The 14065-nt window shown below is 67.6% G+C and carries 11 protein-coding genes and 1 pseudogene; 3 read left to right on the forward strand and 9 right to left on the reverse strand.

Annotated features, from left to right (window positions below; all coding sequences use genetic code 11):
- Positions 1–36 precede the first annotated feature (36 nt).
- The 4 genes from ACW176_RS19575 to ACW176_RS19590 all read right to left on the reverse strand — a co-directional run bounded on the left by ACW176_RS19575 (position 37) and on the right by ACW176_RS19590 (position 6089).
- The gene (locus ACW176_RS19575) at positions 37–2331 is read right to left on the reverse strand and encodes a glycoside hydrolase family 3 N-terminal domain-containing protein (RefSeq protein ID WP_492110315.1); all 2295 of its coding nucleotides are present in this window, start codon (positions 2329–2331) and stop codon (positions 37–39) included.
- Between the two features lie 67 nt (positions 2332–2398).
- Entirely contained in the window at positions 2399–3739 is a 1341-nt protein-coding gene (locus tag ACW176_RS19580) for a dicarboxylate/amino acid:cation symporter (protein WP_492110316.1), read from the reverse strand.
- A gap of 111 nt (positions 3740–3850) precedes the next feature.
- Complete coding sequence (locus ACW176_RS19585; protein ID WP_492110317.1) at positions 3851–4603, reverse strand: hypothetical protein; 753 nt, start codon at positions 4601–4603, stop codon at positions 3851–3853.
- Between the two features lie 139 nt (positions 4604–4742).
- Entirely contained in the window at positions 4743–6089 is a 1347-nt protein-coding gene (locus ACW176_RS19590; protein WP_419320779.1) for a sugar MFS transporter, read from the reverse strand.
- Between the two features lie 242 nt (positions 6090–6331).
- Between ACW176_RS19590 and ACW176_RS19595 the strand changes: the two genes are divergently transcribed.
- Positions 6332–6511, forward strand: a complete 180-nt coding sequence (locus tag ACW176_RS19595; RefSeq protein WP_492110318.1) for a hypothetical protein — start codon at positions 6332–6334, stop codon at positions 6509–6511.
- Here ACW176_RS19595 and ACW176_RS19600 read toward each other — a convergent pair.
- Genes ACW176_RS19600 through ACW176_RS19610 form a run of 3 tightly spaced genes read right to left on the reverse strand, consistent with a single transcriptional unit; the run spans position 6481 to position 10321 of the window.
- On the reverse strand, positions 6481–8376 hold the full coding sequence (locus ACW176_RS19600) for a hypothetical protein (RefSeq protein WP_492110319.1): 1896 nt from the start codon (positions 8374–8376) through the stop codon (positions 6481–6483). The two genes, ACW176_RS19595 and ACW176_RS19600, sit on opposite strands and share 31 nt — an antisense overlap.
- 11 nt (positions 8377–8387) lie before the next feature.
- Positions 8388–8816: a GtrA family protein gene (locus tag ACW176_RS19605; RefSeq protein WP_419320775.1), complete on the reverse strand. Its 429-nt coding sequence runs from the start codon at positions 8814–8816 to the stop codon at positions 8388–8390.
- 2 nt (positions 8817–8818) lie between these two features.
- Complete coding sequence (locus ACW176_RS19610; protein WP_492110320.1) at positions 8819–10321, reverse strand: NAD(P)/FAD-dependent oxidoreductase; 1503 nt, start codon at positions 10319–10321, stop codon at positions 8819–8821.
- Between the two features lie 660 nt (positions 10322–10981).
- Between ACW176_RS19610 and ACW176_RS19615 the strand changes: the two are divergent.
- A pseudogene (locus tag ACW176_RS19615) lies at positions 10982–11118 on the forward strand (hypothetical protein); the annotation flags it as partial.
- 269 nt (positions 11119–11387) lie between these two features.
- Here the strand turns inward: ACW176_RS19615 and ACW176_RS19620 are convergent.
- Positions 11388–11903 carry a hypothetical protein gene (locus ACW176_RS19620; protein ID WP_492110321.1) on the reverse strand — a complete coding sequence of 172 codons (516 nt, stop codon included), beginning with the start codon at positions 11901–11903 and terminating at the stop codon, positions 11388–11390.
- Between the two features lie 77 nt (positions 11904–11980).
- Positions 11981–12607 (reverse strand): glutathione S-transferase family protein, encoded by a 627-nt coding sequence (locus ACW176_RS19625; protein WP_492110322.1) that lies wholly within the window; start codon positions 12605–12607, stop codon positions 11981–11983.
- 102 nt (positions 12608–12709) lie between these two features.
- On the opposite strand from ACW176_RS19625, the gene ACW176_RS19630 reads away from it, so the two are divergent.
- Positions 12710–14044 carry a spinster family MFS transporter gene (locus tag ACW176_RS19630; protein WP_492110323.1) on the forward strand — a complete coding sequence of 445 codons (1335 nt, stop codon included), beginning with the start codon at positions 12710–12712 and terminating at the stop codon, positions 14042–14044.
- Positions 14045–14065 lie beyond the last annotated feature (21 nt).

Here is a 14065-nt window from a genome sequence, read left to right on the forward strand (position 1 = left end):
GGCGTTTCGCAACGCCAATCTCCGTAAGCGGCGCGTCTAGGCCTTCAGCAGCTCGAAACTGCCCGCCAGGCCGTCGACCGACGAATTGGCCACCCACAGATCGAACAGGCCCGGCTCGGCGATCCAGCGGTCCTGGTCGCCGACGAACATCAGAGCCTCGCGCCGGATCTCGAACTTCACCTCGCGGCTGGCGCCGGGAGCCAGGGCGACGCGCTGGAAGCCCTTCAGCTCGCGCACCGGGCGGGTCCGGCTGGCGACGCGGTCGCGGATATAGAGCTGGACCACGTGCTCACCATGGACCGGGCCGGTATTGGCGACCCTGGCCGTGACGTGCAGCGTGTCGCTCCAGCGCAGCCGGGGCGTGCTGAGCTTCAGGTCTGTCAGCGCGAAGGTCGAATAGCCCAGGCCAAAGCCGAACGGATACAGGGCCTCGTTGCGGATCGACCGCCAGCGGGCCTTGTACTCCTGGGCGTTAGGATCAACCGGCGCCGGGCGGCCGGTGGTGCGGCCGTTGTAGAAGAACGGCTCCTGCCCGCTCTCCAACGGGAAGCTGACCGGCAGGCGAGCCGACGGATTGACCGCGCCGAACAGCACGTCGGCGACGGCGTTGCCCATCTCGCTGCCCAAGAACCAGGTGGCCAGGATCGCCTTGGCGTCGCGCACAACGCCTTCCAGGGCGATGGCCCGGCCGTGGCGCAGCAGCACGACGACGGGCTTGCCGGTCGCGGCGATGGCCTCGGCCAGACGCTGCTGGACGGGCGGGATGCGGATGTCGGTGCGCGACTTGGCCTCGCCGGTCATGTCCTGGCTCTCGCCGACCGCCAGCAGCACGATGTCGGCGCGCTGGGCCGCGGCCACCGCGCGCTCAAAGCCGCCGGCCAGGGTGGTCTCGACCTCGCAGCCGCGCTCGACGATCAGACTGGCCGGATCGGTCATGGCGGCGCGCAGGCCGGTCGCCAGGTCGACATTCAGGCTCTTGTCGCCAAAGAAGGCCCAGGGCCCCACGACATTGTCGCGATCCTCGGCGAACGGACCGATCAGGGCCAGGCGCTTGCCGCCGCGCGGCAGGGGCAGGATGGCCCCCTCGTTGCGCAGCAGCACGATCGACCGGCCGCCGGACTCGCGGCTCAGCTGGCGCAGATACGGCGTCGCCGTGCGCATCGCCTCGACCTTGTCGTTGATCGAGCGGTAGGGATTGTCGAACAGGCCCAGCGCTTCCTTCAGCGCCAGCACCCGGCGCACCGAGGCGTCGACCACGGCCATCGGCACCGCGCCCGAGGCGGTCAGTTCCGGCAGGTAGCGCAGATAGAGGCCGCTCTGCATGCTGATGTCGACGCCGGCCAGTATGGCGTGGCGGGCCGCGTCGCGGTCATCGACGGCATAGCCGTGGGCCACCAGCTCCTGATCGGCGGTGTAGTCGGAGATCACCACACCCTTGAAGCCCCACTCCCCGCGCAGCACGTCGGTCAGCAGGCGCTTGTTGGCGGTGGAGGGCACGCCATTGATGTCATTGAAGGCCGACATGGTGGTCAGGGCGCCGGCGTCGAAGGCGGCCTGGAACGGCGGCAGGTGCACCTCGCGCAGCGTAGCTTCCGACAGTTCGACGGCGTTGTATTCCAGCCCCGCCGTCACAGCGCCGTAGGCGGCGAAGTGCTTGGGGGTGGCCAGCATGCTGTCCTCGGCCTTCAGGTCCTTGCCCTGGAAGCCGCGCACTCGGGCCGCGCCCAGCACCTCGCCCAGATAGACGTCCTCGCCGGCGCCCTCGGCCACACGGCCCCAGCGCTGGTCGCGGGCCACGTCGACCATCGGCGCGAAGGTCCAGTGCAGGCCAGACGCGCTGGCCTCGGACGCCGCCGCGCGGGCCGTGCGCTCGCACAGGTGGGGGTCAAAGCTGCCGGACTCGGCCAGCGGGATCGGGAAGACCGTGCGGAAGCCGTGGATCACGTCGGCGGCGAAGATCAGCGGGATCTTCAGGCGCGAGCCCTCGACGGCGGCCTTCTGGGCCTCCAGCGCCCCGGCCGTGCCCATGCCGTTCATCAGCACACCGATGCGGCCGGCGCGGGTTTCGGCCAGCAGGGTCTGGGCGTTGCGGATATTGACCAGCGGATTGATGTCGCCGATCGGCGGGCGGATCATGTCGGCGAAGCACGACAGCTGGCCGGCCTTCTCCTCGATGGTCATCTGGGCGAGTAGCGCCTCGATCCGGTCGGACGCCCGAACAGCCGCGCGGACTGGGGCGGTGACGGAAAACCCCGCCAGGGCCGCCGCGCCGGCGAGCATGGACCGACGGCTTGGCCCGGACCGGCCGTCTTCACTCGCCTTCGACACCATCGATTCCCTTTACCCGCCTGAGGCGGGCAAACTCGCCGCTAACGTCGACAGGCGCAACCGCGCTCGCCTATTCGGCGGCCTGGACCGCATCGGCCGGCGTGCGACCGGCGTTGTAGACATCCAGATCAAGGATGCCCTCGCGCTTGGCGACAATCGTCGGCACCAGGGCCTGACCCGCGACGTTCACGGCCGTGCGGCCCATGTCCAGGATCGGATCAATGACCAGCAGTAAGCCCACGCCTTCCAGCGGCAGGCCCAGCGTCGAGAGGGTCAGGGTCAGCATCACCGTCGCGCCGGTCAGGCCCGCAGTGGCGGCCGAGCCGATCACCGAGACGAAGACGATCAGGAAATAGTCGGTGATCCCCAGCTGCAGGCCGAAGAACTGCGCCACGAAGATCGCCGAGATGGCCGGATAGATGGCCGCGCAGCCGTCCATCTTGGTGGTCGCGCCCAGCGGCACGGCGAAGGCCGAATAGGCGCGCGGCACGCCCAGGCTTTGCTCGGTCACCGCTTCGGTCATCGGCAAGGTGCCGACCGACGAGCGCGAGACGAAGCCCAGCTGAATGGCGGGCCAGGCGCCGGCGAAGAACTTCAGCGGGTTGAGGCCATTGGCCGCCAGCAGCGTCGGATAGACGACGAACAGCACAAGGGCGAGGCCGATATAGATCGCGCCGGTGAACGCCCCCAACTGGCCCAGGGTGGTCCAGCCATACTGCGCCACAGCGTTGCCCAGCAGGCCGATGGTGCCGATCGGCGTCAGGCGGATCACCCACGACAGCACCTTGCGCACCACCACCAGGGCCGAGGCGTTGAAGGCCAGGAAACCCTTGCCGGCCTCACCCGCCTTCAGGGCGGCGACGCCGGCTACCAGCGAGATCACCAGGATCTGCAGCACATTGAACGACAGCGAGGTCTTGGCCGCGCCGGCGTCATTGATCGTGGTCGAGGCGGTCAGGCCAAGCACGTTGGCGGGCACAAGGCCGGTCAGGAAGTCGAGCCACGAGCCATTGGTCTTGGGCGCATGGGCTTCCGCCGCCGTGACGGTGGTGTGCAGGCCCGGCTGCAGGACGAGGCCCAGGGTGATGCCGATCAGCACGGCGATCAGGGCGGTGACTGCGAACCAGAACAGGGTGCGCCAGACCAGCCGGGCGGCGTTCTGGAGCTCGGCCAGATTGGCGATGCTGGCGACGATTGCCGTGAACACCAGCGGCGGCACCAGCACGCGCAGCAGCTGGACGAAGATCGAACCGATCTGGCGCAGGGTCTCGGCCAGGACGAAACCCGCCTCGCCTTTCGCCGGACCCAGCTCGCGGGCCAGCAGACCCAGGCCCAGGCCGATGACCATGGCGATGAGCACCTGGAAGCCGAAGCCGCTGATGAAGCGGGATTTGGAAGTCGCGGCGGCCATGATCGATCCTGAAAAGTACCCTGGCTGCCAATGTCGTGCGGATAAGTGGGATTTACCAGCGCGGTTTTCCGAGAGCGGCTTTAGGAAAGCTGAGGCGTAAGCGGCGCCAACTCAGCGCGCAAACAGCAGGTCAGACCAGCGCCAGGCGCGCGATCCCAGCGCCAGACGCGCCGCGCCGGGGCCGTCTTTCAGCGAGATCAGCACCAGGCCCCGCACCGGCTCGGCGCGGCAGGCCTCGGGCGCGAAGGCCACCTCCATGGCGATCGCCTGACGGAGCCCGGCCAGGCCCTTGCCCTCCTGGCTGCTCGTCCTCACCCAGTCGCCGTTCCAGACCAGGATGGCGCGACCGGCGCGGATCGTCTCGGGATGGGCGCTGGCCACGGCCGCCTGCACCCGGGGGTTCTTGCGGAGCGCCGTCTGCAGCAGCCGCACCATGTTGCAGCCTTCGCCGCCGCCCGAGCCTGACCCGGCGGTGGCCGCGCCGACCAGATCGGACTCGCCCAGACCCGCCAACAGTTCGGGCGTCGCGACCCTGGCGGCCTGAATGGGCTGGATATCCGGCGGTGCGGGCGTGGGCCGGGCGGGACTGCGCGGACGCGCGGCCTTGGCCGGAGCCGGTGCCTCAATCTTCGGCGCGGTCTCGGGCGGAGGCGGGGGTGGAGGCGGCGGAGGGGGCGGCGCGGGCGGCTCGAGCATCGAGACGATGATCGACTCCGGCTCGACGGGCGGCGCGGCGGGACGCGACAGAAGCAGCCCGGTCAGGACCAGCGCATGGGCGGCCAGGCTGACCGTCACCGCCAAAAGGCGGCCTCCCCCGGCCGGCTTGCGGCGTTCCGTCCTCAGGCCTGCCGCTCCGTCGCGCATCGCAAATCCATGACTGACCCGAACTCGTCAGCCTCTGAACATCACGCCCCCGCGTCAGGATCGTGGCGCCCCGGACAGCAAAACGCCCGCCGACGCTGGAGGGCGTCGACGGGCGTCGTCAGCTAATCCGGTCGAGGCGTTAGTGGCCGCCGACCACTTCCTCGGTGATCTCGTGCACGGGCGCCTTTTTGGCGGCCAGCGCGAACCACAGGACATAGACGTAGCAAATCAGCGGCGCGGCGAAGGCCAGGGCCTTGGAACCGGTCGCCTGCTCGATCGAGGCGAACACCAGCGGCAGGACAGCGCCGCCCACAATGGCCATGCACAGCAGGCCCGAGGTCGCCGAAGTGGGCGCCGAGGACCGTTGCAGGGTCAGGGTGAAGATGGTCGGGAACATGATCGAGTTGAACAGGCCGATCAGCAGGGCTGCGCCGGCGGGGATCAGGCCGCTGGTCAGCGGCGCCTGGGCCAGGAACAGGTTCAGCACGCCGGTATGGGCAGTCGGGACCATGTCCCTGGTGACGATCACCACCAAGCACAGCGCGATCGCACCCAGGGCCACACCCGCCAGCAGCACATAGTCCTTCACGACCTTGAGCAGCGCCGAGCCGCCGAAGCGGCCGATCATGGCGAACACCATGTAGAAGGTGGTCAGCTTGCCGGCCTGCTCGGCCGAGATGTTGAGGATGTTGGTCTGCTCGAGGAACAGCAGCAGGTTCAGCGAGATCGCCACTTCGGCGCCGACATAGACGAAGATGCCCAAGGCGCCCAGATTGGCCCATTTGGACTTCAGGGCGGTGAACGGGCTGACCAGTTTGCCGGTCTTGGGGGCGGCGTCGGTGATCCGCTGGCGCACCAGGAAGATGGCCAGGATGAACAGGGCCAGGCCCAGGCCGATCGCCAGATAGACGTTCGAGACAAAGCCCAGGGCCTGCTCGCGCATGGCCTGGGTGACGACGATATCCTTCTCGAAGATCTCGCCTTTGAGCAGGAAGTTGGCGCCGAACCACAGGCCGCAGGCCGCGCCCAGCGAGTTGAAGGCCTGGGACAGGTTCAGCCGGAACGAGGAGTCCTCGGGCTTGCCCAGCGAGGCGATCAGCGGATTGGCGGCCACCTGCAGCAGGGTGATGCCCGAGGCCATCACGAACAGGGCAGTCAGCACCAGGCTGTAGGTATGAAGCTTGGCCGCCGCGATGGCGATGAAGCAGCCGGCGACGATACCGCCAAGGCCGACCATCACCGATCTGGCATAGCCGAATTTCGAGAGGAACGCCGCCGAGGGCAGCGACATCAGGCCATAGGCGATGAAGAAGGCAAAGCCCGTCAGGTTGGCCTGGACCGGGCTCAGGGTGAAGACCGTCTTCATGGTCTTCAGCAGGGGATCCAGCAGGTTGGTGACCAGGGCCCAGATGAAGAACAGGCAGGTGACATAGACGACGGCCAGGGCCACGCCCTTGCCCTTCTGGGCGGTTGCGGTGCTAGCCATCGATCAGACCTCGTTCCGCGACGACCGGCTTTTCGCCGATCCATTCACCGTGGCGCGCATCGGCGCGCCGCAACCCAAGCCTGTCATGTTTCACTCCCCTGTCCGTCTTCGCGGGACGCGGCATTCCTTCCAGACGTGACAACGTTGTCAAGAGAGGGTGCGCCGCAGCATGGATTTGGGAGCGCTATCAGGGGAACAAAACGCCCAGCGGACGGTTAGTCCCGCAGCTTGGGAGAGCTTCCATGACCACCCTCGTCATCATCATCACATCCGGAATTTTCGCGGTCGCGGCCATCATCGGCCTGATCGACCTGTTCGTGCATCTGGTCTGCTGGAGCGCGCGGTCGCTGCGCACCCCAGACGCACTGCAAGAGCGCTCAAACGACGGAATTCAACGGCCCGCGCAGGGTATCACCGCGTAGCGCGTCGCCACGAACCAACGTGCGCCAAGGTCGAGTTCGTAGGGCGCGTTCGGCGTCCAGAGGCGGCTGGCAAGCGCCGGATCCAGCCTGGCCTCGGGCGCCAGCGGCGCGACGATCCACGCCGGAGCATCGGCGCCGGCGCACACCGCTGACACCCGCGCCAGGGTCGGGACTTTCGGCGATGATGGCGCGAGGCCAAACGGCGTACGCCAGTCTTCGCCGACCAGACCGGCGGCGATCAGCCGATCGATTCGGGCGTTCAGGGTGATGGCCAGGGGCCGCGACAGCACCACCCCCGCGCCCTGGAACTTGCTGGCCCAGCTGGCCCGTCCCGCGAGGGTCCAGGGCTCGACATCTCCCGCCAGCCAGAGAATCTCGCCCGGCCGCGTGGCCAGCATGGCCTGCAGGGCGGGGTCTGGCCCGGAATCGCGTCGCCGCGCGAAGTCGGAGCGGTTGTCCCATAGCAGCAGGGCCAGGAGCGCCAGGGCAGCGGCGCCCAGCATGGCGGCCCACGGCTTGAGCCATGTGGGTCGCGCCGCCAGCCCCAGGGCCAGGACCGCGGCGATCCAGCCCGGCAGGCCACTGTTCCAGATCAGCGCCGGACCAACGCCCTGCCCCGGCGGCAGGACGGCCAGGCCCTGGTGCAGGCCCTTGAGCCGAACCAGCAGCCAGGCCAGCAGGACCAGCCCGGTCAGCCCGATCATCACGCCCGAAGCGCGTTTGGGGGCGCTCCAGGCGGCGCGGTCGCCGATCAGGACGGCGGCAAGCGCCACGCCGGCGGCGATCAGGGCGATGGCGCCCCAGCCGATATAGGTCCAGCCGATGATCAGGGCGCACAGGGCCAGCACGCCCGTGGGGCCACGCCTGGCCAGGTCTCGCCCGCAGATGGCCAGACCGGCGGCGGCCAGGATGGCCATCAGGGCCAGGGTCCGCCAGGTCTGGAGCTGGATCGGCAGCACCAGCGACAGGCCGTCGGCCAGCCAGGCAAAGCCCAGGCCCAGCAATCCGGCGATCAGGGCGGCGGTCAGCAGGCGGCGAACCGGGCCCTGGCTCAGGGCGGCGGCCAGACCCAGGGTCACGGCCTGCACGGCAAGGCGGCCCCAGGCCTCGGCCGGCCACAGGGAAACGAAGACGGTGGGGCTGCGGTCCTCGCTAATCGCCCGCCAGGCCGGGTCCATGACCAGCAGCAGACGCTCGGCGACCGGCAAACGCAGGCCGGCGGCTATGGCCAGCACCACCGCGCCGGCCAGGCCGGCCAGCAGCCAGCGGCGGTCTTCCAGACACAGGGCCACAAACAGCACGGCCAGGCCGCACAGGGCCATGATCGGGTGCAGGGCCAGGGCCGCGACCAGCATCCCGCCCGCCAGCCAGCGCCGATCGGACAGCCACGCGGCCAGGGCCGCCAGGCCCACGGCCTCGACCAGGATACGCGGCGTGGCGAAGGCCTCGCCATAGGCGAACACTTCATGCGCGCCGTAATAGGGGGCGACGACGATGACCAGCACGGTCGCGGCGCGGCGCCAGATGACGGGCAGGTCGGCCAGCAGGCGCGACATCAGCAGCAGGAGAGCCGCCAGCCACAGAGCCAGACCCAGGCCGCTGACCAGCAACACGGCGGCGTCCAGGCCCAGCCCCTTCACCAGCCAGGCCAAGGCCGGGGTATAGAGGCTGAAACCGAACTGGCCGTCATGGGCAAAGATCAGGTCGCGGCCGACACCCTGCGGGTCCAGCCGCGCCAGGGCGTCGCCGAAATAGAGCCGGGCGTCATGGCGTAGGCCGACATGCACGCGGCTCAGCGCCATCAGGGATGCGGCGACCGCCAGGAACGCCCAGCGACCGATCCGCCAGGTCCCCGGCCCGCTCACGGCCCCGAAGCTCAAGACTGGGCGCGAGGCGCGCGAAACAGCAGCGCCCGCCGGACGGTGAAGTTGAAGATAAAGACTAGCCCCGCCGTCGGGATCTTGGCCAGACCCGGCGCCATGGCCAACCGCTCGACCCAGAAGGCCATCAGAAGCTGGGTCAGGACCAGGCCCGCCAGGCCCACGCCCAGAAAGCCGGCGAACTCGCGCTTGCGGTCAGCGATCGGGCGATGGCGGAAGACCACCGAAACGCTCAGGCCATAGGTCACGGCGATGCCGGCGGAAAAGCCGATGGCCGTGGCGACCAGATAGTTCAGCCCCGCCCCGTGCAGGACCAGCAGCAGGCCCCAGTCCACCGCCAGGGCGGCCGCGCTGGCCAGGCCGTAGAGGCCCAGTTCCCGCAGGCCCACCGGCAGGCGACGCCAGAGGTCGGCTAGCAGGTTCATGCTCAGGCGGCGACCTTACGCGGCACGGCGCGGACGCTGCTCAGAGCCTCACGAGCCCCCGAGACGCCGGCCTCGCCATATTCGGCGTCTTCATTGACCTCCCACACGTCGTGGATCGTCTCGCCGGCGATGATGTTCTCGGCCGTCAGCAGGCCGGTCATCATGGCGTGGTCCTGGTTGTTGTATTTGTGCATGCCGTTGCGGCCCACCAGGTGCAGGCCCGGGAAGTGCATCTTCAGATCCAGGCGGATCATCTTGATGTGCTCGGCATAAGCGTCGTCATAGACGGGGTAGGCCTTGTGCTGGCGCACCACGCAGGCGTCATAGACCTCGTCGGGGTTCATCAGGCCGATCTTGGCGATCTCGCGCTTGGCCTGGGCGACCAGGTCCTCGTCGCTCGACGTCCACAGGCCGTCGCCCTCGAAGCAGAAATATTCCAGGCCCAGGCACGTCGAAACGCCGTCGGGGATCATTTCGGGCGACCACGAGCGGAAGTTCTGCACCCGGCCCACCTTCACCGACGGATCGTGGATATAGATCCAGTTGTCGGGCAGTTCCTTCTGCGGCTTGCCGATCAGCACCACGGTGATGAAGTCGCGGTACATCAGCTCGCCGGCCTGGAACAGGCTGATCGGTGTGGGCGTCACGGCCTGCATCAGCTCGCGCAGCGGGGCCGAGGACACGACGTCATCTGCCGTATAGGTCTCCGTCGAGCCGTCGGCGCGGGTGACCTCGACGGTCCACAGGCGGGTAGCCTTGTCATAGCGCAGGCCATCGACCTTGCGGCCCATGCGCAGCTGGCCGCCCAGGGCCAGGATCTTGTCGGCGCAGGCCTCCCACATCATGCCGGGGCCCTTGCGGGGATAGCGGAAGCTCTCGATCAGGGTCTTGGGCGCGCCCTCGGCCGTGGCCTTGGCGCGGACGCCCAGCGAGCGCTTGACGCCGTCGATGATGGCGGCGGCCAGGTCCAGACCCTTGATGCGCTGGCTGGCCCAGTCGGCCGAGATCTCGTCGCAGCTCATGCCCCAGACCTTCTCGGTGTAGGTCTTGAAGAAGATCGAGAACAGCTTCTCGCCGAACTGGTTGCGCACCCACTGGTGGAAGGTGGTCGGATTCTTGATCGGACGCGCCTTGGCCCAGCCGAACGAGGCCATGCAAAGCGCCGCGGTCCAGACGCCCAGATTGGCCAGGGCCTCGAAGGCCTTCAGCGGATAGGCGTAGAACTTCTCGCGGTAATAGATGCGCGACAGGCGCGGCCGGTCGATGAAGTCGTCGGGCAGGATCTCGTTCCAGAGATCGACCACCTCCTTGGACTTGGAAAAGAACCGGTGGCCGCCGATGTCGAACTTGAAGCCCTTGTAGTCGACGGTGCGGCTGATGCCGCCCACATAGACCGGGTCCATCTCCAGCACGGTCACGCCCCGCCCGGCCTTGGCCAGGGTGTAGGCGGTCGTCAGACCTGCAGGGCCGGCTCCGATCACCAGGGTTTCGACGTGCTGGGCCATGTCCATTCCAATCCCGTTTTCCGAGGCCAGAATGGAGGCGCTTGGTTAAGGCCGGGTCGCGAGGCGTGGTGAATCGCCATTAATTGTGAATGGGCGACGATGGGTCGCGCCGGCCGCAGGACACGGCTTCGCCGCTTCACGCGGTGGGCCGCTGAAGAGATGGGAAGGGTCGCGGAGCGTCCGGGCCTCGCCCGGATGAGGGTTTGTATAAGTACCGTTTCGACGAAGACAGACGCTCCGCGTGATCTGCTTCCAGAAGCCTTCGAGGCGCGGGGTTTTAACCCGCTCTCGATATTCGGCCTCCGGCGGGTGGAGGGGTTAGCGACCCCGTCCAGACCGCATGGGCGATTTCAGCCCATGCCTGTTGCGCTCATCGAACCCTCGCCGCCTGGGTTTTCGTCCCGATGTTTCAGGGAGCCCGTCCAGATCAGTCACGAGGGCGGTCAATTCAATGACCCCCGACGAGCGCTTCCCGCTCGATCACCCCTGAAAGCCGTCGCTGGTCGCCGGCCGGACGCCCTTCCCGTGCTGTCAGGTGAGATTGATTATGCGGGCGGTTTGCGCGCGTCTGATGGACGCGATTGACTATCTTACAAGTGATTGAATTCGCTCATGTCTGATCTGGAAAGTGCGGGGATACAGTACGGCCAATCCCCATAACTCCCGTCATTCCCGCCCTTGTGGCGGGAACCCCTCTGTCCGCCGCAGGTGCGGCAGGGGCGAAGTGCGCGCGCACTTCGCTGGCGCTTCACGGGTCAGCTGAAACAGGGGTTCCCGCCACAAGGGCGGGAATGACGGTGATCTACTAGAGAGGCGACCCGCCCCCCTTCGCGCCGAAGGGAGCCATCCTTAAATCTCACGGCGAGACGATCGCCGGACTGGAAAGGTCTCTCAAGGACGACGCTCCGCGTCGCCGCAACGCGGCCGCCGGAGGCGGTGTCGGCGGACAGACCTTTCCACTCCGGCACGCTGCAGCCTCCAAGAGATTTAAGGATGAGCGGGACGCGGGGCGTCCGCTTGTGGGACAGGCGACAATATCTGCTTCCGACCCATAGCGGACGGTAAGTCACCAATCCTCAACGGCCTCGACGCCGTCGGCGTAGTCCGTATCGGTCAAGAGATCCTGGCGTTCCTCTACCAAAACAAGATCTGCGTCGGGGGACACCGGGGGCTCGTCTTCCGTTCGAAGACACAGGAATGCCTGTCCGTCATAGCCGTAGGATACGGAGCGGCAGCTGATGATCGAGCGGATGCTGAAGAGCTCAGGTATAGCATCGCTGTCGCCCATGTTGACGAGTGCGGCGCGCACGGCAGCTTCTGACCCGAAACGTGTTGCTCGCCATCTGCCGAACGCTTCTTGCCTTTGAGTAAGAGGCGGATACGGAGGCGGGGCCTCGGCCTCCTCGTCCTGCTCAGGACGGTTCAGGCAACTCAGGCCAACCAGAGCATGAAAAGTGTCAGGTCTGAACTGGGCAAAGACCAGATCGGCAATGGGCTCAACGGCTCTACGCATCCGTTCGTCGATCGCCTCTGGGGTCATCGTCTTCACGTCGATTTTCGGACCAATGTAGTAGAGCTTCATGCTGAGAACCTACCCCCACGAAAGCGCCGGCAACAGGTCCGCTTTCCACCCAAAACAGACCTTCGCCCCCCCCCCCCCTACTCCGCCAGCGCGTCCCGCTCCCACGCCAGATACTCCGGCGTCTGCAGCAACCGGTCGCAATAGGCCTGCGCCCCCCCCGCATCGCCGTAGTCGCCCAGCCTGATCCCGTAGGTCGCAAACCGCGTCGCCACCGGGGTGTAGAACGCGTCAGCGATCGACCACGCCCCCAGCAGGAACGGCCCGCCCGAGCGCTCCAGCAGCTGGTTCCAGCGCGCCGCGATCTTGCGGATGTCCTTCTGGGCCGCCTCGGACAGGTCGACGATCTTGTCGCGGGTCTCCAGTTCCATCGGGCATTCGGTGCGCAACGCGCCGAAGCCCGAATGCATCTCGGCCGCCACAGACCGGCCCAGGGCGCGCAGGGCCTTGTCCTTGGGCCACAACCCGGCGTCCGGATAGGCCTCGGCCAGATATTCGCAGATGGCCAGCGAGTCCCAGAGCACCAGATCGCCGTCCTTCAGCACCGGCACCAGGTTGCTGGGCGAGTGCTTGCCGATCTCTTCGGACAGCCCGACCTGGCGCAGCTGGATCAGGGTTTCGGTGAACGCCGCGCCGGTGTGCTTGAGCGCCAGCCAGGGGCGCATCGACCAGCTGGACCATTTGCGGGTGCCGATAACGATTTCCATGACGCGTATTTCCTGACGGCAGATGGCGGGTAGCCATCCCGATTAACCTGCGTCTAAAGTCGCCACAACAATTAGAACAAACGTTCGAGGGAGCAGACGCCCATGGCGGAAACGGCCACACCGTCGCCGGTTATCAACCCCGTCTCGGCCGGCTATCGCCGCTACGCCCTGTGGGTGCTGCTGATCATCTACACCCTGAACTTCCTGGACCGGCAGGTGGTCAATATCCTGGCCGAGCCGATCAAGGCCGAGCTTGGTCTGGCCGACTGGCAGCTGGGCATGATGACCGGCCTGGCGTTTGCGATCTTCTATACCGTGCTGGGCATCCCCATCGCCCGGCTGGCCGAGACCAAGAACCGGCCGATGATCATCGGCATCTCTGTGGCCGTCTGGAGCGGCTTCACCGTGCTGTGCGGCTTCACCCAGAACTTCTGGCAGCTGATCCTGGCGCGCATCGGCGTGGGGGTCGGCGAGGCCGGCTGCACCCCGCCCGCCCACTCGCTGATCAGCGACTATGTGCCCCGGGAAAAACGGGCCAGCGCCATCGCCTTCTATTCCATCGGCACGCCGCTGGGCACCCTGGCCGGCATGGCCATGGGCGGGCTGGTGGCCGACGCCTATGGCTGGCGGGTCGCCTTCATGGTGGCCGGCGCGCCGGGTATCATCTTCGCCCTGATCGCAGCCTTCACCCTGGTCGAGCCGCGCCGCCAGCTGGCCGCCGACATCGCCGCCCGCGCCGCCTCGCAGATCAGCTTCGGCGCCGCCCTGGCGGTGCTGGCCACCAAGAAGACCTTCTGGCTGGTGGCCCTGGCCGCCTCGATCAAGGCCTTTATCGGCTATGGCCATGCGCCCTTCACCGCCTCGTTCTTCTTCCGCAACCATACGGCCGAACTGGCGGAGCTGGCGGCGATGTTTGGCCTCAAGTCCGCCGGCTTCCTGGGTCTGGCCCTGGGCTTGATCGGCGGCACCGCCGGGGTGATCGGAGCCTGGCTGGGCGGGGTTCTGGCCGACCGACTGGGGGCCAAGGACCTGCGGGCCTATGTCATCGTTCCGGCGGTCGCGTCTGTGATCGCCATCCCGTTCTACATCCTGGCCATCAACCTGCCGAGCGCCATGCCGGCCCTGCTGGTGCTGACCATCCCGACCCTGCTGGGCACCCTTTGGTACGGCCCGGTCTATGCCACGGCGCAAAGCATTGTGGACCCGGCGATGCGGGCCACGGCTGCGGCGGTGCTGCTGCTGATCATCAACTTGATCGGTCTGGGCCTGGGCCCCCTGGGCGTCGGCGCCCTGAGCGACTTCTTCGCCGGGCCGATGGGCATGGGCGCCGCCGAAGGCGTGCGCTGGGCCCTCATCGTCTCGACCCTGCTGGGCCTGGGCGCCTTCGCCCTGTTCTGGCAGGCCCGAAAGACCATCCGCGAGGACATGGTGGCCTAGATTCTGTGACGTCCCCCTTCC

Source organism: Caulobacter sp. FV1ye13L (assembly GCF_058681155.1).